The following is an 18,965-nucleotide window of genomic DNA, read 5'->3' on the forward strand; positions in this document are numbered from 1 at the left end:
AGCCAATGCACGGCGTGCCGCAAGGGCAATTAACTTACAGCCGCTGATGGCTGCGCTATGCGCGGATCAGCGACCGGCGGCCGGCGCTTCCGCGGGAGGCGCAGCGCGGACCAGTTCCTGCCCCTGGGGAATGACCGCGAGGCGGAAACCCGGGCGGGCGGCAAGGTGCCGCTGGGCAAGCTGCTGCATCGCCTGCGGAGTGGTCACCGTATAGTCGTTGAGCAGCGAACGCACCAGTTGCACCCGGCGCGGATCGCGGGTCGATCCTTCGAGCTGGTACATCCAGAACATGTTGCCGGTCGAGGCACGATTGATGAGCTGGCGCAGCGGTTCGGTGACACGGGCAAGCTCGTCCTCGCTCGGCGGATTGGCGGCCAGATCGGCCGCGATCTCGTCCGCCGCGGCGAAGAAAGCCGGCACGTCCTCCGGCCGAAGCTGCGCGATCGCGGTAAGCCGCCCGCCCTCCTGCAAGTCCACCGGCCATGTGTTCATGACCTGCGGCGCGTAGCTGGCGCCCGCCCGCTCGCGCATGGCGTCAATGAGCCGGTTGCTGAACAGATTGGCGAGGATCTCTAGCTGGCGCGATTCGGGCAGCCGCTCGACACCGCCGCCCGTAGGCCAGGCGATGACCGCAGCTGCCTGGTTGGCGTCGCCGCGGTGATGCAGCACCACCGTGTCGGCTGAAGGCGCAGGGAAGTCGGGCGTGCGCGCGGCAACTTCGGTCGGGATCGGCGTGCGGGCGGGCAGCGCGCCGAACGTATTGCGCAGGGCCTCCAGCGCAGCGGCGCGGTCGAACTCGCCGAAGATCGCGACCTCGATCGGACCCTGCTTGAGCAGCGGCTCCCAGACTTCGCGGAAACCTTCGGGCGTCACGCCCTCCAGCATGGCGAGGTCAGGCGTCGCATAGCGCGGGTCGCGATTGCGCAGGTAATATTCAAGGTCGCGGTTGAGCACCGAGCTCGGACTGGTGGAGTAGCTTTCGTAGGCGAGACGTGCGGCCGCCTTGGCGCGCAGCACCGGGTTCTCGTCCCACCGCGGCATCGCGAGCTTCGCGGCGAACAGATAGAGCTGGTCCGCAAGGTCGGCGTTGCGCGTTTGCGCGGCGAAGGTGAAAGTCGAATCCTCCACACCGAAATCGAAGCCGAGCTTGCGCCCGGTGGAGATGCGGTCGAGCTCTTCCTGGCCGAGATCGCCCAGCCCGGACTGGACCAGCGCCGCTTCGCCCAACGCACGGTAGACGGCATCGCTCTCGTCGAACGCCCGGTGCCCGGCGCCGAAGCGCACGCGCACAGCCACGCGCCCTGGCTCGGCATCGTTGGCCCAGAGAATGGCGGTGACGCCGTTGTCGAGCTCGATCCGCTCGATCCCGAGCAGGCCCAGCGGCGCCTCGCTGACGACCTGGCCCGGCTCTCCGATCGCGGGCAGGTCCGCGAACGAGATCGGCTCGCCTTCCAGCCGGGCGCTGGGATCGGGTGCGACTTCCGCTTCCAGCGCTGCCCTGAGCGCGGCGGCGTCGGCTTCGCCGGTGGCGGGGGTGACGTAGACCGAACGCACCACATCGCCGGAGAACAGCTTGCGGGTATGCTCGAGCACGGCTTCGGGCGTGAACTTGTCCTTCATGCCGCGGAACACCGACAGCACGGTTTCCGGCGAAGCGACCGTCTCGCGGATGTCGACGGCGTTGACGATGTCGTCGGCGAGCTTCGATCCGGCCATGACCGCGCGCTGCTCGACCATGCTGGCGAAGACGACATCGAACTCGGCCATCTCGCGCGCGATCTCTTCCTGCGACGGCGGCGTCGCCAGCGCGTCGGCGATCACCGCCCGCACGTCGGTCAGGGCTGCTTCCCAGTCCTCGCCGAGCGGCGCGAGCGTGACGAACGTGGCGTCGGTCGAACGGCTGACGTCATCCTGCTGGACCTGGGCGTAGAGATACGAGCCACCCGCCCGTGCGCGGGCCTCCAACCGGCGGTTGATCAGCGCCTGCGATAGCGAGTCGAGCAGCAGCCCCTCGTTGTACACGATCGTATCATCGACCTTCCGCCACGGACGCATGATCGCGTAGGTCAGGGAGCGCGGCATGTCCGGCTCGACCAGAACGGACGTCTCGCCCACCGGGTTCTCGCCCGTCGCGCCGGGGGGCGGCACGGGGTCGCCGAAGTCGGGCGCTTCGACATGCGGCCCCTTGCCCTGCCAGTCGCCGAACCACTGTTCGACCAACTGCGCGAGCCGCACCGGATCGATATCGCCTGCGGCCACGATCACGGTGTTCTCCGGCCGATACCAGCGATCGTGAAATGCCTGCACGGCCTGCGCGGTGGCGCCCTTCAGCGTCTCCTCGGTGCCGATCGGCATGCGCTCGGCGAGCGGCTGGCCGGCGAACAGCGTCGTGCGCGTGCCTTCGACTACGCGTTCCGCCGCGCCGCCGCGCTCGCGCTTCTCGGCAAGCACGATCGGCACTTCGGCGGCGAGGTTGGTCTCGTTGAGCACAGGCTCGCGGATCATGCCCGAAAGCAGCTTGAAGCTCTCCTCCAGCGCCTGCGGCGTCGCATTGGGCAGGTCGAGCTTGTAGACCGTGTGGGTCGGTGTCGTTTCGGCATTGGTGTCGCTGCCGAAGGTCGCGCCAAGCCGCTGCCAGGTCGGGATCGCCATGGCGGGGCCGAGGTACTTGCTCTCGCGGAAACTCAGGTGCTCCATCAAATGCGCGAAGCCGCGCTCGTCGTCCTGTTCGTGCAGCGACCCGGCGTCGATGCGGATGCGGATCGAGACCTGGCGCGGGGGAACGCCGTTCTTGCGCACGGCGTAGCGCAGGCCATTGTCCATCTCTCCGAACAGCCATTCCTTGTCGCGCGGAACATCGCTTCCGCGATAGATCCACGGCACCTCGTCGCCGGTCTGGAGCGACTCGGGCGCGCCCGCGGGCAGGGCCTGCTGCGCCGTCGCGGAAGGCGTCAGGAGCGCAAGGGGAAGGAGGAGCGCGAGGCGCCGGACGGCGCGCGGGAGAAGAGTCATGCATGCGGTTATAGGGAGCCCCGCGATGAAGGGATAGTGAATGCGTGCGGCCCTTGCCCGGCGTGCCCGCCGACCCTACATCTCTGGCATGTTCATCGAGACCGAAACGACGCCGAACCCCGCGAGCCTGAAGTTCCTGCCCGGGCGGCAGGTGATGCCCTCCGGCACGCGTGAATTCGCCAGCCCCGAAGCGGCCGAGGCGAGCCCGCTGGCGCAGGCGATCTTCGACACCGGCGAAGTCACCAACGTGTTCTTCGGCGCCGACTTCGTGTCGGTCACGGCGGCGCCGGGCGTGGAGTGGTCTTCGCTCAAGCCGCAGGTCGTCTCCATCCTGCTCGACCATTTCATCTCCGAAGCCCCCCTGTTCGCGGGCGGCGATGCGAGCGGTATCGCGGTGCCGGGCGAAAGCGAGATGCTGGTGGAGGAAGACCCGGAAGACGCAGACATCGTGGCGCAGATCAACGATCTGCTCGAAACCCGCGTGCGCCCTGCGGTCGCCGGCGACGGCGGCGACATCCAGTACCGCGGCTTCCGCGACGGCGTCGTCTATCTCCAGCTCCAGGGCGCCTGTTCCGGCTGCCCGAGCTCGACCGCGACGCTCAAGCACGGGATCGAGGGCCTTCTGAAGCACTACGTGCCCGAGGTCGTCGAAGTCCGCGCGGCCTGATTTTCCAACTTCGGTGGAGTTTCGATGACCAAGCAGTTTCACGACAACGTCCTGTCGGCCGACGCGCTCGACCAGCTTTTTCACGAGGCGCGCAGCTATAACGGCTGGCTCGACAAGCCGGTGTCGGACGAACAGATCCATGCGATCTACGAGCTGATGAAGATGGGGCCGACCTCGGCCAACATGCAGCCCGCGCGGATCGTCTGGGCGAAGTCCGCCGAAGCGAAGCAGAAGCTTTCTGCCCTGGCGATGGACGGAAACAAGAAGAAGATAGAAACCGCACCGGTCGTCGCGATCATAGGCTACGATCTCGATTTCCATGAGCATCTGCCGTGGCTCTTCCCCCACACCGACGCGAAGAGCTGGTTCGAAGGCGACGAGGCCGGGCGCAAGGAAGGCGCGTTCCGTAATTCCTCGTTGCAGGGGGCCTATCTGATGTTCGCGGCCCGCGCCCTCGGGCTCGACTGCGGGCCGATGTCGGGGTTCGACAATGCAGCGGTCGACAAGGCATTCTTCGCCGATCAGCCGCGCGTGCGCAGCAACTTCATCTGCGGCATCGGCTATGGCGATGCCTCGACGATCTTCGACCGCAGCCCGCGGCCCGACTTCGACAGGTTCAACGTCATCGCCTGATTTTCGCTCGTCAGCGCCCTCCGCGCTTGACGGCTCCTCCCGTCATTGCGAACCCGCAGCCTGAAGCCGCGCGGACAGGTCGCCCGCGGTGACGGGAAGGATTGAGCGCGAAACATGCGGACGCTGGCGATCGAATGCGCGACCGAGGCTTGCTCGGTCGCGCTGTTCGAGGACGAGAAACCGGTAGCGCACGATCATCGCGTGCTCGGCCGCGGCCATGCCGAGCGGCTGGTGCCGATGATCGCCGCGCTGCCCGACCGCGGGCGCGCCGGCCGCATTCTCGTCTCACTCGGCCCGGGCAGCTTCACCGGCGTACGCATCGGTCTCGCGACCGCCCGCGCGCTCGGCTACGCTTGGCGCGCGCAGGTCACCGGCTATCCGACGCTCGCGCTGATCGCAGCCGTGATGCAGGCCGAGCATGCCGGGGAACCGGTCGGCGTCTGCACCACGGGCGGGCACGGCGAGTGGTTCGTGCAGCCGTTCGGCCGCGACGGGCTGCCCGAAGCCGACGTCCGCTCGCTCCCGCCCGATGAAGCCGTGCGCGCGATCGGCGCATCGTTGGTCGGCGGGACCCAGGCGGAAGCGCTCGTGGCCCGGCGCGGAAACGGCCGCGCGCTTCCGCTCCATCCCGACGCGCGCCTTGCACTGCACGTCCCCGCCTCCCTCCTCTCTGCCGATCCGCGGCCGATCTACGGGCGCCCTCCCGATGCGAGACCTTCCGCATGAAGGACGATCTCGACCGGATCATGGAAGTCATGGATGTCGCATTCGACCCGGCCTGGGCGGAAGCATGGAACCGCCGCCAGGTGTCGGATTCCCTGACACTGCCGCATACGCATTATCTCCTTGCGGGCGCAGATGGCGAACCGCTCGAGGCGGAAAGCGACGCGGCAGGTTTTGCGTTGACCCGCTTCGCCCCCGGGGAAGAGGAACTGCTGCTGATCGGGGTGCGGCCTCACCTGCGAGGAGGCGGCATCGGCCGTGCGCTCCTCACGCGCGCCTTCGCCGAGGCGCGGGGCCGGGGCGCCGAGCGCATGTTTCTGGAAATGCGCGATAATAACCCGGCCGCTTCACTTTATCGCCGGATGGGCTTCGCCCCGATCGGCCTTCGCAAGGCGTATTACCGCTTGCCGTCAGGGCAATTTCTCGATGCGATTACGTTCGCCCGCGATTTATAACGCGGAGGTCTGAAGCGCACACGATTGATATACGTTCGCAATTCACGAGTATTGAAATATTTATCTTCCTCGTCCATGAAACGAGCAGCGAGCAGTGGCTCGCGATTTATAACATTTACATCAATGACAAAACGTCGCCACCGAGGTAATATGGAACAGCAAGAATTTGACATGACGGAAACGTTGATCACGTTGACGTCCGACATTGTCGCGGCTCACGTGAGCAACAACAGCGTGGCCGTCGACGAAGTGTCGACGCTCATCGGCAACGTTTACGGCGCACTCGCAGGCCTCGGTGTCGATGCCGCCCAAGAAGAACCCACGCCGGAACCTGCGGTTTCGCTTCGCTCGTCGGTCAAGAAGGACCACATCGTCTGTCTCGACTGCGGCAAGAAGATGAAGATGCTCAAACGCCACCTGATGACCGAGCACGGCATGTCGGTGGACGAGTATCGCCAGCGCTGGAACCTCGGTGCCGACTATCCGATGGTCGCGCCCGATTACGCTGAGACTCGCCGCGATCTCGCCAAGAAGATCGGCCTCGGCCGCAAGCCCGGTCAGAAGCGCGGGCGCCGCAAGAAGACCGACTGAGCGCGGCACCTCACGCTTGAGCAGAACGCCCTGCACCGTTAAGGGTGCGGGGCGTTTCTACTATTAAGGTGCCCTCTTGTCCCAGCGGATCGATCTCGAGCAACTCTGCGCCGACCGCGGCCTGCGCATCACCGAGCAGCGGCGCGTGATCGCCCGTGTCCTGTCGGAAAGCGAGGATCACCCCGACGTGGAGCAGCTCCATCATCGCGCCTCCGCGATCGATCCCAAGATCTCCATCGCCACGGTCTACCGCACCGTGCGCCTGTTCGAGGAAGCGGGCATCCTCGACCGCCACGACTTCGGCGACGGCCGCGCCCGTTACGAAGCGGCGCCCGAGGCGCATCACGATCACCTGATCGACGTCGAGAGCGGCAACGTGGTCGAATTCGTCGACCCGGAGCTGGAGGCGCTGCAGAAAGTGATTGCCGAGCGCCTGGGCTATCGCCTGGTCGATCACCGGATGGAACTCTACGGCGTCAGGCTCGATCGCGGCGACAAGCCCGGCTGATGGATCCGGCGCTGCGCGAGGCCGTGGCGCGCGGGGAAAGTGCGCCGCTGTCCTTCGCAGGTCATCTTCGGCTGGCCTTTCGTGCCCTTGTGATCCTCCTGCTCCTCGCGGCCTTCCTGCCGCTGCATTTCCTCTATCGCCTCTTCGCTTACGGCTCGCCGTTCCCGATGTGGTTCCTCGGGCTCACCGCGCGCATCGCGGGCGCGCGCGTGGAGAGGATCGGCGTGCCGCTGCGCCGCGACGTTTTCTTCATCGCCAACCATGTCTCCTGGCTCGACATCCTCTCGCTCGCGGGCGCGAGCGGCACGGCGTTCGTCGCCAAGCATGAGCTCAGCGAAGTGCCGGCGGTCGGCTGGCTGTGCCGGCTCAACCGCACGGTTTTCGTCAAGCGCGAGAACCGCCTCGGCGTGGCGGAGCAGATCAACGCCCTGCGCGAGGCGCTGCAGGACAACTGGTCCGTGACTGTCTTTCCCGAGGGGACCACGACCGACGGCCAGTCGCTCCTCCCGTTCAAGACCAGCATGCTGAGCGTGCTCGAACCGCCGCCTCCCGGCGTGCTCGTCCAGCCGGTGCTCGTCGACTATGGCGCCGTGGCCGAGGAGATCGGCTGGATCGGCGAGGAAAGCGGCCTGCACAACGCACGCCGCATCCTCGCGCGCAAGGGTAGCTTCCGCGTGCGCCTGCATTTCCTCGAGCCGTTCAGCCCCGAGGAGTTTCGCGGCCGTAAGGCAATCGGCGCGCGGGCCCGTGCCGCGATCGAGGCGGCGCTGCTGACCGCGCTCGGCAAGCCGCTGCGCGAATTCCGCCACGATGTCGTGCCCGTGCGCTACAACGCGCCGGTCGATAGCTGACCCGACTCATGAGTTCCAAACCGCGCCCGCGTCCGCTATAGGCGCGCGCCATGCGACAGAGTGCCCCTCCGAAGACCTACCGGGTCAAGAGCTTCGGCTGCCAGATGAACGTCTACGATGGCGAGCGCATGGCCGAACTGCTGGCCGACAAGGGCATCGTGCCCGCCCCGGACGGCGAGGACGCGGACCTCGTCGTGCTCAACACCTGCCACATTCGCGAGAAGGCGGCGGAGAAGGTCTATTCGGACATCGGCCGTCTGGTGAAGTCGGGCGAGCAGGCGGGCAAGAAGCCGCTGATCGCGGTCGCCGGCTGTGTCGCGCAGGCGGAAGGCGAGGAGATCATGGCCCGCGCCCCGGCGGTGTCGATGGTCGTCGGTCCCCAGGCCTATCACCGCCTGCCGGAAATGCTCGACAAGGCCGTGCGCGGCGAGCGCGCGACCGATACGGACATGCCCCCGATCGCCAAGTTCGACGCGCTGCCCCAGCGCCGCAAGAGCCCGCCGGCGGCCTTCCTCACCGTCCAGGAAGGGTGCGACAAGTTCTGCACCTACTGCGTCGTGCCCTATACCCGCGGCGCCGAAATCTCCCGCCCTTACAGCGACCTTGTGGCCGAAGCGCAGCGACTGGTCGAGGCTGGCGCGCGCGAGATCACGCTGCTCGGCCAGAACGTTTCGGCCTGGAGCGGCGAAGACCACCGGGGCCGCGCAATCGGACTCGCAGACCTGATCCGCGACCTCGCGGACATCGATGGGCTGGCCCGCATCCGCTACACCACCAGCCACCCGGCCGACATGGACGATGCGCTGATCGCGGCGCACGGCGAGATCGACAAGCTGATGCCGTTCCTGCACCTGCCAGTGCAGTCGGGCAGCGACCGCGTGCTCAAGGCGATGAACCGCAGCCACACGGCGGACAGCTACCTGCGCTTGCTCGAGCGTTTCCGCCAGGCGCGGCCGGACATTGCGCTGTCGGGCGATTTCATCGTCGGCTTCCCGGGCGAGACCGAGGCGGAGTTCGAGGACACCCTCGCCCTTGTCGACGCGGTCGGTTACGCGCAGGCGTTCAGCTTCAAGTATTCCCCCCGCCCCGGCACGCCGGCCGCGGCAATGGACGGCCAGATCCCGCGCGAGATCATGGACGAACGCCTCCAGCGCCTCCAGGCCGCGCTCAGCCGCCACCAGCTCGCGTTCAACCAGGCCTCGGTCGGCCGGACCTGCGAAGTGCTGGTGGAGCGCAAGGGCAAGCACGCCGGTCAGTGGCTCGGCAAGTCGCCCTGGCTGCAATCGGTCTGGTTCGACGGCGATGCGGCGGTCGGCGACCTGGTGCAGGCCGAGCTCGTCGAAGCCGGCCCCAACTCGCTTGCGGGCCGCCTTGTTCAGTCGGTGTCGCTAGAGCCGGCGATTTCATAGCGTCCCTGGCGATACGCCGCCCAGGTCGCATCGTGGATCGCTGCGCCTCGCGCGGTGGCGGGCAACTTGTACAGCGCCCCAAGGTAGGCTCGGTCAAACGCGGTGAGGCCGTCTGGAACATCTCCGCCATCGGCAAAAAGCGAAAGGATGGTCGACATTTCTCCGGGTGAGCTGTTCGAAACATCATCGGTGGGCGCGAAGAGCCGCATCGTTGCGTAGTCGGCGAGTTGTTGTATCGACTTGCCCGGTACATGAGCATTTTCAAAGACGACAATCGACCCTTCGATATCAACCCTGAGCTGTTGAGAAATGTTGCTCGCGAACGCTTGTCTGTTTAGCTGCACGTCACGGCCGTTTATGCCGCCCGTCGCGAATTCTCTCCCGTCAGCTCCCTTCACCTGCGTGGCTTGCCATGCATGCGCGGCACCATTGCCGCGCAAAATGCGATCGTACTCATAATCCAGCAGAGTTTCGAAGAGCCACGGTTCTGCCTTGCGCAGGCGCTCGATTTCGGCACGGCTGTCGTTCGTGAACGCGACCAGCGTGTTCACCTGACATCCTTCTCCCAGGACGTGAATGCCCAGCGTCCGCGCGTTTTCCTCAATGCGCGAGTTCAGGACATGCGCGAAATCCGCCGACAATCCATAGACTCCCACGCAGACGGCGGAGTAGCGTTTGGAAATCGGCTTGTCGGTGCGAGGACTGCGAGTGATTTCGCGCGTCAAGGCTTCGACCTGCCGTTCGGCTTTCTCCAGCTCTGCCTGGACTACGATCTCATCTCCGAAGGGCGGGCTGCTCTGAGCTCTGGCGTCGATTGCAGAACCGCAAGCGATCAGCATCGGAAGCACCGCCATCTGTTTCCAAGCCGAGGCGATCATCACAATCCCTTCTTTCCCACACTTGTTCGACTATAGGCCACATGGCGTTGGCAAACCACAACCTACTGATTTCGTCGCCCGTTCATACAGTTCGATAACAATCCACCGCTGCGTTCAGGCACCAAGCTTGCCTCCCGCGCGTTGCGTTCTAGATTCGGCCCCGCACCACGAAAGGATTGCATGGGACGCAGACCGAACAGCGCCGATCCGGCCATCTCGCCGCCGCCAAGCCCGCAGCGCGAGACCAGGCGCGCCAGGGCCGAGCTGAGTTTCGACGACCAGTCGCTACTCGTGCCACTGTTCGGCCAGTTCGACGCGAATCTCGTGCAGGTGGAGAACCGCCTCGGCGTGTTCATCTCGGCGCGCGGTGACAAGGTGCTCCTCGAAGGGCCGGAGGATTCGGTCGCCCGCGCGCGCGACGTGCTTCAAGCGATGTACGGCCGGCTGGCGCGCGGGGAAGAACTCGATTCGGGCGCGATCGAATCGCTGATCGCCATGTCGAACGAACCGACCCTGGAAGGAATCATCTCGGGCGAGAGCGACGGCCCGCCGGTCATGATCCGCACCCGGCGCAAGACGATCGTGCCCCGCAGCGCCGGGCAGATACCCTATATGCGCCAGCTCGCCCGCGACGAGCTCATCTTCGCGCTCGGCCCTGCAGGCACGGGCAAGACCTACCTCGCCGTTGCGCAGGCGGTGAGCCAGCTCATCACCGGCAGCGTCCAGCGCCTGATCCTCAGCCGCCCCGCGGTCGAGGCGGGGGAGAAGATCGGCTTCCTGCCCGGCGACATGAAGGAGAAGGTCGATCCCTACCTGCGCCCGCTCTACGACGCGCTCTACGACTGCATGCCGCCCGAACAGGTCGAGCGGCACCTGATCTCGGGCGTGATCGAGGTCGCCCCGATCGCCTTCATGCGCGGGCGGACGCTGGCCGACGCGTTCGTCATCCTCGACGAAGCGCAGAACACCACGCGCGAGCAGATGAAGATGTTTCTGACCCGCTTCGGGCAGAACAGCCGCATGGTCGTGTGCGGGGATCCGAAGCAGGTCGACATCCCCGGCGGCGGCACGATGAGCGGCCTTGCCGATGCCGTCGGACGGCTCGAAGGACTCGAGGGGATCGCCGTCAGCCGTTTCACCTCCGCCGACGTCGTGCGCCATCCGATTGTGGGGCGGATCGTCGAGGCTTACGAGGGGAAAGACGCATGAACGCGCAAAATCCTCTCCTCTTCAGAGGAGGGGCAGCGAGACTTGGCGAGCCACCGGCGAGCCTAGTCGCAGCGGGGCGCTGCCAGAGGCACGCGCACCGCTCTGCGGCGGGCCACCACTTCCCGTCACTCTCCTCTGAAGAGGAACGGGCGTGATGGAGCTCGATATCGAAATCGACGGCTGGCCGAGCTCCTACGACTGGGCCGATCTCGCCTATCGCGCGACCGAGGCGGCAGAGAAAGTTGCACCCGAGCTTGCCAACGGCCGGCTGACGGCCAGCGTGCTGTTCACCGTCGACGAGGAAGTCCGCACGCTCAACCGCGAATGGCGCACGAAGGACAAGCCGACCAACGTGCTCTCATTCCCCATGCTGACGCGCGAGGAACTGCTCGGCCTCGCGCCGGATGGCGGGCCGGAGATGCTCGGCGATCTCGCGCTCGCGTGGGAAACATGCATGCGGGAAGCGGCGGAAAAAGGCATCCCGCTAGAGAACCACGCGCTTCACCTGCTGGTCCATGGCCTGCTCCATCTCGCCGGATACGATCACGAGATTTCGGAGCAGGATGCCGAGGCAATGGAGGCCATGGAGATAAAGGCGCTTGCGCTTCTCGGCCTGCCGGACCCATATGGCGATCGAGACAACCAGGAGTGACATCCAGGGCCATGCCCGATTCCGATAACTCTGCCGGAGACGCGGACAGTAGACGCGGGCTTTGGCTCGCCATTCGCAGATTCTTCGACGGCGAAAGCGACCGGTCGCTGCGCGAGCAGCTCGAAGAAGCGATCGACGAGCACGAGGATGAACAGTCCGCCAACGGAAAGGAGGCCGGGCCCGGCGACGATCTTTCGTCCGTCGAACGGCAGATGCTCCGCAACATCCTCCATTTCCGGGAGCACGATGCGGACGACATCGCGGTTCCCCGCGGCGAGATCATCGCGATCGATGCGTCGCGGAGCTGGGACGAGCTCGTCTCCAGTTTCTCGGAGAACGGCCATTCTCGCATGCCGGTCTATCGCGACACGCTCGACGACGTGATCGGCATGATCCACATCAAGGACGTGTTCCCCTTCCTCGCGCAAGGCAAGCCGCCGCCGGACGACTGGACCGTGCTGATGCGCCAGCCGCTCTATGTGCCGCAGGCGCGCGGCGCGCTCGACGTGCTCGCCGACATGCGCGCGCAGCGCACGCACCTCGCGGTCGTGCTCGACGAGTTCTCGGGCACCGACGGGATCATCACGATCGAGGATCTGGTGGAAGAGATCGTCGGCGAGATCGAGGACGAGCATGACGAGATGCCCGAGCAATGGATCGTCCCGATCGGCGAAGGCATGTGGGACTGCGATGCGCGCGCCGAGCTCGACGATGTGGCCAAGCAGGTCGACCCGCGCCTTGCCGAAGTCGAGGAGTCGGTCGATACGCTGGGCGGCCTGACGTTCATCCTGGCCGAGCAAGTGCCGCCGGTCGGCACTGTGGTCAGGCACCCGAGCGGCTGGTGCATCGAGGTGACCGCCGGCGATGCGAGGCACGTCACACGGCTGCGCCTCCACCCGCCCGAGGAAGCGCCGGCAGTCGACTAATGGCAAAACCGACCCGTCGCCTTCCGCCCCTGCGCGCGCTGGAAGCGTTCATGCGCACCGTCCGCCTCGGCTCCGCCCGCGCGGCGGCCGACGAGATCGGCCTCAGCCCCTCCGCGCTCTCGCGCCGCATCGGCAATCTCGAGGAATTCGTCGGCAAGAAGCTGTTCACCCGCGCACGGCAGGCGATGCAGCTCACTGACGAGGGGCACCACTTTTACGAGGCGGTGAGCCCCCATTTCGAAGCGCTGGCGCGCGCGGTGGAGGGGCAGTCGGAAAATCTCTCGCTGCTGCGCCTTCACCTGGGCGTGCTGCCGCTGTTCGGCAGTCAGCGCCTGTTCCCTCGGTTGGCGGAGCTGCGCGAGCTGCACCCGCGGCTGCACATCGACATCGACACCGGGCCGCACCTGGAGTCGCGCGTCGGCGACACGCTCGACGCCGCGATCATCCTTTCGCGCGGACCGGACCGCTCGCTTCATGCGGTGCGGCTCGACTACAACAAGGTCCACGCGATCTGCCGCGTGGAGGTCGCCGAGGCGCTGGGCGAAACGCCCGATGCGGATCTGCTCTCGAAACAGACCTTCCTGATCCACACCGAACTGCCCGCCAGCTTTGAGGCGTGGAAGCGCGCGCACGGGCTCGACGATCTCGAACCGGCCGCGATCGATCATTTCGATTCGGGCCAGTTGATCCTGGAAGCCGCCGCGCAGGGCCTCGGTATCGCGATCATGCACGACGACCACTTCCGCCGCGCGTCCGACCGCCGCCTGACCAACCTCTACGACGTCGAGGTCGAAAGCCCCTACAGCTACTGGTTCGTGTGCAAGCCCACTGCGCTGGAGGAACGCCCGGTACGGCTGTTCCACGACTGGCTGGTGAAGGCGAAGCTCTAGGGCGGCAAGTCAGTCCTCTTCGATGCGCGTGTTGTGGCGGCAGAGGCCTTCCGGCGGGGTCGCGCCGGGATGCCGCTTGTCGGGCGGGCCGCATTCGACCGCGGGCTTGGGAATGGCGTTTTCGCGGATCGAATCGAGCGCCTCGGGATTGCCGTAGGCGGCGATCCAGGTGAGGCATTCGGCGAGCTTGCGGACCGAGTGATCCTTCCACGGCGCGCCGTTCGGGCGGCAGTTGATGACCAGGCGGTCCTGCAGGAACACGCTGTCGCCGGTCGGCAGACCCCGCAGCGCCTCGCCGCGTTCCGAAACGGTGACGCGCCGGCTGCGGGTCGGTTGCTCCGGCGTCGAGAAGCGCGGCGACTGGTTGAAGGCGTAGGACGTGGCGCGCGGCTCGCGCAGAGCCACATAAGCCGCAATCGCACCGCCGAGCGAGTGGCCGGTCAGCCTTAGCGGCACCGCGTCGAGCCCCTGCTCGTCCAGCATCTTGCGGTGGGTCGCGTAAGTATCCCACCCGCGGTCGTTGTGAAGCTCGCCGATATTGCCGAGCACCCAGTCGGCAACGCTGTCCATCTCGGTGCCGCGGAAGGCGATCACGCGTTCGGCCAGCTTCGGCTCTCCGGTCTCGCCGCCCGGCTCGTAACGGTCGTAGATGACGTAGGCGTAGCCCGATTCGAGCTCGTGCGGCTCGCCCGCCTGGACGAAGTCGCCCGGCGGGTGAGCGAACTCTTCATTGTCCTTGTAGCTGTTGTTGGAGAGCTGCGCGTATTGCCAGCTCTCCTCCGCCAGCTCGCGCGTGAAGCCGCACCAGCCGCCCGGCTCGTAGAGGCAGGGGCTGCGCGCCTGGGTCAGATCAGTGGCGCAGGCGGAGAGCAGCAGCGCTGCCCCCGCCCCGACGCAGGCCCGCAATGCACGGGCCATGGCAATCAGGCGACGGTCGCCTTGACGATCTTGCCCGGCTCGCGCGGCGGCTCGCCCTTGGGCAGCGCGTCGACATGCTCCATGCCGCTCTCGACCTGGCCCCAGACGGTGTATTGGCCGTCGAGGAAATGGGCGTCGTCGAAGCAGATGAAGAACTGGCTGTTGGCGCTGTCGGGCACCTGGGTGCGCGCCATCGAGCACGTGCCGCGCACGTGCGGCTCGGCATTGAACTCGGCCTTGAGGTCGGGCTTGTCGCTGCCGCTCATGCCGGTGCCCGTCGGGTCGCCGCCCTGCGCCATGAAGCCGGGGATCACGCGGTGGAACACGACGCCATCGTAGAAGCCCTCCTTGGCGAGTTCCGTGATCCGCTCGACATGGCCGGGCGCGAGATCGGGCCGCAGCTTGATCACGACGTCGCCACCCTCCCCATTACCGGTCTCGAGTGTGAGGGTGAGCGTCTGGTCGGCCATGGAATCGTGTCTCCTAATTCGTGTTCGCGCCGGTATAGGCACTCACGACGCAAAGTCACCCCGGCGCGCGCTTGCTTTTGCGCGCTCGGGCCGTAGAGCGGGCGCATGGCGGACGAGACGCGCGAGGACGAGATCAGGCCGACCGATCCGCCGCTTGCTGGCGGCTCGGGGGAAGACGGCGCGCGCCCCGACGACCGCCTCGATGACGAACGCCACGACGAGGAAAACCGGCTGAAGCCGGACTATATCCGCTCGGTGCGCGACGCGCTGGAGGACGGCGACAAGGGCGCGGTCTACGACCTCGTCGAACCGCTTCACCCCGCCGACATCGCCGACCTTCTCGAGCTGCTGGAGCGCGACGAACGGCGCGAGCTTACCGCCGCGATCACCGACCTGATGAGCTCGGAAGTCATCGCCGAGCTCAACGACTACGTCCGCGACGACATGCTGGAGGCGTTGCCCGCGGGCGCGGTCGCCGCCATCGCCGAACAGCTCGAGACCGACGACGCGGTCCAGCTCATCGAGGATCTGGGGCCGGAGGAGCAGCGCGCCGTCCTCGCCGCGATGGATGCGGAGGACCGCGCCGCAATCGAAAGCGCGCTCTCCTATCCGGAGGAGACCGCCGGGCGCCTGATGAGCCGCGATTTCGTGGCGGTGCCCGAGCACATGACCGTCGGCGACCTGATCGACTTCCTGCGCGAGGAAGGCGACCTGACGAACGATTTCTGGGAAGTCTACGTGGTCGACCACGCGCACCATCCGGTCGGCACCTGCGCACTGAGCTGGATCCTGCGCACACCGCGCAGCGTGGCGCTGACCGACGTGATGAAGCGCGACCAGACGCTGATCCCGGTCACGATGGACCAGGAAGAAGTCGCGCTGATGTTCCAGAAGTACGCGCTGATCTCGGCCGCGGTGGTCGACGAGAACGGGCGGCTGGTCGGCCAGATGACGGTCGACGACGTGGTCCACATCATCTCCGAAGAAGCGGGCGAGGACGTGCTGCTGCTCTCCGGCGCGGGCGACGGCGACATCAACGAGCCGATCCGCGACGCCTATACCGCGCGCGTGCGCTGGCTGATCGCCAATCTCGGCACCGCGCTGATCGCGAGCCTGATCATCGCCATGTTCGGCGCCGCGATCGAGCAGCTCGTCGCGCTGGCCGTGCTCATGCCGATCGTCGCCAGCATCGGCGGCAATGCGGGCACGCAGACGATGGCGGTGGCCGTGCGCGCGATCGCGATGAACCAGCTCACCCAAGCCAACACCGGCCGCATCCTGTGGCGCGAAATGCGCGTCGCCGTGCTCAACGGGGTGACGATCGCGGTGTTGATCGGGATCGCCACCGGGATCATCTTCATGCCCATGCTCGGCGTGGTGATCGCCGCGGCGATGGTGATCAACATCGTCGTGGCAGGGCTCGCGGGGGTGCTGGTGCCGGTGATCTTCGACCGGCTGAAGCAGGACCCGGCGGTGGCGAGTTCCGTCTTCGTCACGATGATCACCGATTCGATGGGTTTCTTCGCCTTCCTCGGTCTTGCGGTGTGGAGCGGACTGGTCGGCTGAGTTGCGCGGGCGGCAATTGCGCCTATCTCCATTGCCATGCCGCTCCACATGACCAAGATCGCCTACCGCTCGAAGAGCCTCGACAGCTTGCGCGAGTGGGTCGAGCACGGTGCGGAGGCGCACATGACCACGCGTTATCTGCCCAAGCGGCACGAGGAGATGGTCGGCGGCTCGCTCTTCTGGATCATGGACCACGCGCTGGTCGCGCGCAGCGAGATCCTCGGCTTCGAGAAGCGCAAGGACGACGGGCGCTGGACGATCCGACTCGCGCCGAAGCTGATCCGGGTCGACCCGCGCCCCAAACGCGCCCATCAGGGCTGGCGCTATCTCGCCGATGCCGATGCGCCGCGGGACCTCCCCGAAGGCGAGGATGCGGGCGACGTGCTGCCGGGCAAGATGATGAACCGGCTGATCCGGCTCGGGCTGGTCTGACCGATTAGTTAACGCCGGCGTCACACTGCGGAAAAGATCGCCGTCCATCCGCCCCGCTCCGGCCGCATCGGCTGGTCGCACAGGGGGACGTCAGTTTGCTCGAAACCACCGGTCGCTGGACTGCGGACGCAGGCCGCAGGCGCCTGCCCGCCTTCGACGGCCCACGCGCATTATGGGCCCGCGCTACCGGCACGATCGCGGGGCGCATCCGCCTGTTCGCGCTGTTCTTCGTCGCCCTGTTGCTGGCGCTCGGCGTGGTGCTCGGCGCGGCCTTCTACCAGTTGACGGTCCGCAACGACGAGGCCTCCGTCTTCGCCGGCGGGTCGCTGGCCGCATCGGAGCTCACCACGGCGATCGCGGAAAGCCGCTACTACTCGTCGCGCTATGCCGTCACCGGCGATCCGAGCGAGATCGCCCGCGCACGCGAGACTCTGGCCGGCGCGCGCCACCGCCTCGTCGAAACGCGCGACGGCGCGGCCAACATCGATCCCGAGAGCATGGAAGCGATCGCCTGGCTCGACGTGCAGGTCGACGGCTTCGAGGCCGAGCTCGACGCGCTGGAGAGCTCGATCGCCGCTTACGGCCCTTCGCCCAGCGCGGTCGCGCTCGCCGACGCGATCGACGTGAGCGGCGAGCTGCTGGCGGGGCAGGCGCGCGAGGTCGAGGCGACGCTCGCCGCCCGGACGCGCGATGCGCGTGCGGATCTGGCCGACCTCAACCGCACCCTCTCGGCCGTGATCGTCGGCCTGATCGCCGGCTGCGTCGTGCTCGCACTGATCGGCGCGGGCTTCATGGTGCGGCAGGTCGCGGCCGCGATCCGTGAGATCACCGCCTCGATGACCGCGCTCGCCGCCGGCGACCAGTCCGTTACCATCCCCGGCACCGCGCGGAGCGACGAGATCGGCGAAATGGCGCGCGCGCTCACGGTGTTCCGGCAGAGCGCCCGTGAACTCGCCAAGCTGCAGGAGGATGCCGCGCGCCGCTCGGAAGAGAAGCTCGCCGCCCGCGACCGCCAGGCGGCCCTGCTGCGCGACCTTGCAACACGTTTTGAGCAGACCGTCGGCGAAGTCGTCGGCGGGATCGGCGCCGCGTCCAAGCAGCTCCAGACGACCGCCGGCGAAATGGCGCAGTCCGCCGAACAGGCAGCGGCGCACGTGGACCAGGTCGCCGGCTCGATGGACGAGACCAACCGCGGCGTCGCCATGGCTGCCGCGACCGGCGACCAGTTCGCATCCTCGGTCCGCGAGATCGGCGATCAGGCCGCGAGCTCCGCCGAACGGGCGCGCCACTCGCTTGCCTCGGTCGAGGCGGTCGACGCGACCACGGACGAACTCGCCGGCGCCGCGACGCAGATCGGCGAGATCGTGAGCCTGATCCACGCGATCGCGGAGCAGACCAACATTCTCGCGCTCAATGCCACGATCGAGGCGAGCCGCGCCGGCCCGGTCGGCGCCGGCTTCGCGGTCGTCGCCAACGAGATCAAGGAACTCGCCAAGCGGACCCGCGAATCGACCGAGGAGATCGAAGGCCAGATCGCGGCCGTCCAGCGCGCCAGCCATGCCAACATCCTCGCCCTGCGCGGGATCGGCGAGCACGTGCGCAACGTGGAAAACAACGCCCGAACGATCGCGGAAGCGGTCGACGAGCAGGGCGTCGCCAGCCGCGAGCTGGCGCAGAGCCTCGATCTCGCGGCGAATGGCACGAACCGCGTGCGGGTCAGTATCGACCGGGTGCGCGGCATGGTGCGGACCACCGACCAGTCGGCCGAGCAGGTCCTGAGCTCGGCGGACGAGCTGCACCGGCAGGCGGAAACCCTGCGTGGGCAGGTGGAGGACTTCCTCGCCTACGTGCGGCAGACGTAGGACGGTCTGCGGAACGCGGGCGCCGTCTCCTCCGTTGATCGGGCGAGGAGAACTTCGATGACAGAACGCCAATCGCGCCACCCGGACAACGATCTGATCGACGAGCTGACGGAGGAGCCGACCCCGCCGCAGTCGAATTCATCGGGGGGCGAAGTCAACCGCAACGTCGGCAAGCGCGCCGAGCTCAATCGCGCGACCGATCCCGCGGATCGCGAGCGCGCGGTCGGCTCCGACAATCCGGAGCAGGACGAGGCCAAGGGCCGCAAGACCATGGATGCGATCAAGAAAGGGCAGCAGGACTAAGCCTGCCCGC

Annotated in this window: 20 protein-coding genes; 16 read left to right on the top strand and 4 right to left on the bottom strand. The window is 67.0% G+C overall.

The features are described from left to right. Window positions 1–66: 66 nt before the first annotated feature. Window positions 67–3,012, bottom strand: a complete 2,946-nt coding sequence (locus AC3A5N_RS01320) for a M16 family metallopeptidase (RefSeq protein WP_487735508.1) — start codon at window positions 3,010–3,012, stop codon at window positions 67–69. Window positions 3,013–3,100: 88 nt separating this feature from the next. On the opposite strand from AC3A5N_RS01320, the gene AC3A5N_RS01325 reads away from it, so the two are divergent. The 8 genes from AC3A5N_RS01325 (at window position 3,101) to miaB (ending at window position 8,849) form a co-directional block, all read left to right on the top strand. Beyond that, on the top strand, window positions 3,101–3,679 hold the full coding sequence (locus AC3A5N_RS01325) for a NifU family protein (RefSeq protein WP_487735509.1): 579 nt from the start codon (window positions 3,101–3,103) through the stop codon (window positions 3,677–3,679). Between the two features lie 24 nt (window positions 3,680–3,703). Further along, window positions 3,704–4,312, top strand: coding sequence for a malonic semialdehyde reductase (locus AC3A5N_RS01330; RefSeq protein ID WP_487735510.1), 609 nt, complete (start codon window positions 3,704–3,706; stop codon window positions 4,310–4,312). 114 nt (window positions 4,313–4,426) lie between these two features. Next, a complete protein-coding gene (gene tsaB, locus AC3A5N_RS01335) occupies window positions 4,427–5,038 on the top strand; it encodes a tRNA (adenosine(37)-N6)-threonylcarbamoyltransferase complex dimerization subunit type 1 TsaB (protein ID WP_487735511.1) in 612 nt (203 codons plus the stop codon). Beyond that, complete coding sequence (gene rimI, locus AC3A5N_RS01340; RefSeq protein ID WP_487735512.1) at window positions 5,035–5,490, top strand: ribosomal protein S18-alanine N-acetyltransferase; 456 nt, start codon at window positions 5,035–5,037, stop codon at window positions 5,488–5,490. The genes tsaB and rimI overlap by 4 nt, the downstream gene beginning before the upstream one ends. 150 nt (window positions 5,491–5,640) lie before the next feature. Next, window positions 5,641–6,081, top strand: coding sequence for a Ros/MucR family transcriptional regulator (locus AC3A5N_RS01345; RefSeq protein ID WP_487736302.1), 441 nt, complete (start codon window positions 5,641–5,643; stop codon window positions 6,079–6,081). A gap of 76 nt (window positions 6,082–6,157) precedes the next feature. Continuing rightward, window positions 6,158–6,589 (top strand): Fur family transcriptional regulator, encoded by a 432-nt coding sequence (locus tag AC3A5N_RS01350; protein ID WP_487735513.1) that lies wholly within the window; start codon window positions 6,158–6,160, stop codon window positions 6,587–6,589. Continuing rightward, window positions 6,589–7,440, top strand: coding sequence for a lysophospholipid acyltransferase family protein (locus tag AC3A5N_RS01355; protein WP_487735514.1), 852 nt, complete (start codon window positions 6,589–6,591; stop codon window positions 7,438–7,440). Before AC3A5N_RS01350 ends, AC3A5N_RS01355 begins: the two co-directional genes overlap by 1 nt. 50 nt (window positions 7,441–7,490) lie before the next feature. Then, the gene (gene miaB, locus AC3A5N_RS01360) at window positions 7,491–8,849 is read left to right on the top strand and encodes a tRNA (N6-isopentenyl adenosine(37)-C2)-methylthiotransferase MiaB (RefSeq protein WP_487735515.1); all 1,359 of its coding nucleotides are present in this window, start codon (window positions 7,491–7,493) and stop codon (window positions 8,847–8,849) included. Here the strand turns inward: miaB and AC3A5N_RS01365 are convergent. Next, entirely contained in the window at window positions 8,816–9,730 is a 915-nt protein-coding gene (locus AC3A5N_RS01365) for a hypothetical protein (protein ID WP_487735516.1), read from the bottom strand. The two genes, miaB and AC3A5N_RS01365, sit on opposite strands and share 34 nt — an antisense overlap. A gap of 177 nt (window positions 9,731–9,907) precedes the next feature. Between AC3A5N_RS01365 and AC3A5N_RS01370 the strand changes: the two genes are divergently transcribed. From AC3A5N_RS01370 to AC3A5N_RS01385, 4 genes are all read left to right on the top strand, one after another. After that, the gene (locus AC3A5N_RS01370) at window positions 9,908–10,936 is read left to right on the top strand and encodes a PhoH family protein (RefSeq protein ID WP_487735517.1); all 1,029 of its coding nucleotides are present in this window, start codon (window positions 9,908–9,910) and stop codon (window positions 10,934–10,936) included. A gap of 154 nt (window positions 10,937–11,090) precedes the next feature. Next, window positions 11,091–11,588: an rRNA maturation RNase YbeY gene (gene ybeY / locus AC3A5N_RS01375; protein ID WP_487735518.1), complete on the top strand. Its 498-nt coding sequence runs from the start codon at window positions 11,091–11,093 to the stop codon at window positions 11,586–11,588. Between the two features lie 11 nt (window positions 11,589–11,599). Continuing rightward, window positions 11,600–12,514: a hemolysin family protein gene (locus AC3A5N_RS01380; protein WP_487735519.1), complete on the top strand. Its 915-nt coding sequence runs from the start codon at window positions 11,600–11,602 to the stop codon at window positions 12,512–12,514. Next, window positions 12,514–13,404: a LysR substrate-binding domain-containing protein gene (locus AC3A5N_RS01385; RefSeq protein WP_487735520.1), complete on the top strand. Its 891-nt coding sequence runs from the start codon at window positions 12,514–12,516 to the stop codon at window positions 13,402–13,404. Before AC3A5N_RS01380 ends, AC3A5N_RS01385 begins: the two co-directional genes overlap by 1 nt. A gap of 9 nt (window positions 13,405–13,413) precedes the next feature. Here the strand turns inward: AC3A5N_RS01385 and AC3A5N_RS01390 are convergent, their stop codons facing one another. After that, window positions 13,414–14,322, bottom strand: a complete 909-nt coding sequence (locus AC3A5N_RS01390) for an alpha/beta hydrolase family protein (protein ID WP_487735521.1) — start codon at window positions 14,320–14,322, stop codon at window positions 13,414–13,416. Between the two features lie 5 nt (window positions 14,323–14,327). Next, a complete protein-coding gene (locus tag AC3A5N_RS01395) occupies window positions 14,328–14,792 on the bottom strand; it encodes a peptidylprolyl isomerase (protein ID WP_487735522.1) in 465 nt (154 codons plus the stop codon). Window positions 14,793–14,897: 105 nt separating this feature from the next. On the opposite strand from AC3A5N_RS01395, the gene mgtE reads away from it, so the two are divergent. The 4 genes from mgtE to AC3A5N_RS01415 all read left to right on the top strand — a co-directional run bounded on the left by mgtE (window position 14,898) and on the right by AC3A5N_RS01415 (window position 18,955). Beyond that, a complete protein-coding gene (gene mgtE, locus AC3A5N_RS01400) occupies window positions 14,898–16,358 on the top strand; it encodes a magnesium transporter (protein WP_487735523.1) in 1,461 nt (486 codons plus the stop codon). A gap of 36 nt (window positions 16,359–16,394) precedes the next feature. Next, entirely contained in the window at window positions 16,395–16,790 is a 396-nt protein-coding gene (locus AC3A5N_RS01405; protein WP_487735524.1) for a DUF1489 family protein, read from the top strand. A 95-nt stretch (window positions 16,791–16,885) separates the two neighbouring features. Beyond that, the gene (locus tag AC3A5N_RS01410) at window positions 16,886–18,652 is read left to right on the top strand and encodes a methyl-accepting chemotaxis protein (RefSeq protein WP_487735525.1); all 1,767 of its coding nucleotides are present in this window, start codon (window positions 16,886–16,888) and stop codon (window positions 18,650–18,652) included. A gap of 57 nt (window positions 18,653–18,709) precedes the next feature. Next, entirely contained in the window at window positions 18,710–18,955 is a 246-nt protein-coding gene (locus tag AC3A5N_RS01415) for a hypothetical protein (RefSeq protein ID WP_487735526.1), read from the top strand. The last annotated feature ends 10 nt before the right edge of the window (window positions 18,956–18,965 follow it).

The organism is Pelagerythrobacter sp. Soil_C_18, from assembly GCF_057657235.1.

Bases quoted from the DNA above. Each gene is read 5' to 3' on its own strand.
- AC3A5N_RS01320 (WP_487735508.1), bottom strand. From the start codon at position 3,012: ATGACTCTTCTCCCGCGCGCCGTCCGGCGCCTCGCGCTCCTCCTTCCC.
- AC3A5N_RS01325 (WP_487735509.1), top strand. From the start codon at position 3,101: ATGTTCATCGAGACCGAAACGACGCCGAACCCCGCGAGCCTGAAGTTC.
- AC3A5N_RS01330 (WP_487735510.1), top strand. From the start codon at position 3,704: ATGACCAAGCAGTTTCACGACAACGTCCTGTCGGCCGACGCGCTCGAC.
- tsaB (WP_487735511.1), top strand. From the start codon at position 4,427: ATGCGGACGCTGGCGATCGAATGCGCGACCGAGGCTTGCTCGGTCGCG.
- rimI (WP_487735512.1), top strand. From the start codon at position 5,035: ATGAAGGACGATCTCGACCGGATCATGGAAGTCATGGATGTCGCATTC.
- AC3A5N_RS01345 (WP_487736302.1), top strand. From the start codon at position 5,641: ATGGAACAGCAAGAATTTGACATGACGGAAACGTTGATCACGTTGACG.
- AC3A5N_RS01355 (WP_487735514.1), top strand. From the start codon at position 6,589: ATGGATCCGGCGCTGCGCGAGGCCGTGGCGCGCGGGGAAAGTGCGCCG.
- miaB (WP_487735515.1), top strand. From the start codon at position 7,491: ATGCGACAGAGTGCCCCTCCGAAGACCTACCGGGTCAAGAGCTTCGGC.
- AC3A5N_RS01370 (WP_487735517.1), top strand. From the start codon at position 9,908: ATGGGACGCAGACCGAACAGCGCCGATCCGGCCATCTCGCCGCCGCCA.
- ybeY (WP_487735518.1), top strand. From the start codon at position 11,091: ATGGAGCTCGATATCGAAATCGACGGCTGGCCGAGCTCCTACGACTGG.
- AC3A5N_RS01380 (WP_487735519.1), top strand. From the start codon at position 11,600: ATGCCCGATTCCGATAACTCTGCCGGAGACGCGGACAGTAGACGCGGG.
- AC3A5N_RS01385 (WP_487735520.1), top strand. From the start codon at position 12,514: ATGGCAAAACCGACCCGTCGCCTTCCGCCCCTGCGCGCGCTGGAAGCG.
- AC3A5N_RS01390 (WP_487735521.1), bottom strand. From the start codon at position 14,322: ATGGCCCGTGCATTGCGGGCCTGCGTCGGGGCGGGGGCAGCGCTGCTG.
- AC3A5N_RS01395 (WP_487735522.1), bottom strand. From the start codon at position 14,792: ATGGCCGACCAGACGCTCACCCTCACACTCGAGACCGGTAATGGGGAG.
- mgtE (WP_487735523.1), top strand. From the start codon at position 14,898: ATGGCGGACGAGACGCGCGAGGACGAGATCAGGCCGACCGATCCGCCG.
- AC3A5N_RS01405 (WP_487735524.1), top strand. From the start codon at position 16,395: ATGCCGCTCCACATGACCAAGATCGCCTACCGCTCGAAGAGCCTCGAC.
- AC3A5N_RS01415 (WP_487735526.1), top strand. From the start codon at position 18,710: ATGACAGAACGCCAATCGCGCCACCCGGACAACGATCTGATCGACGAG.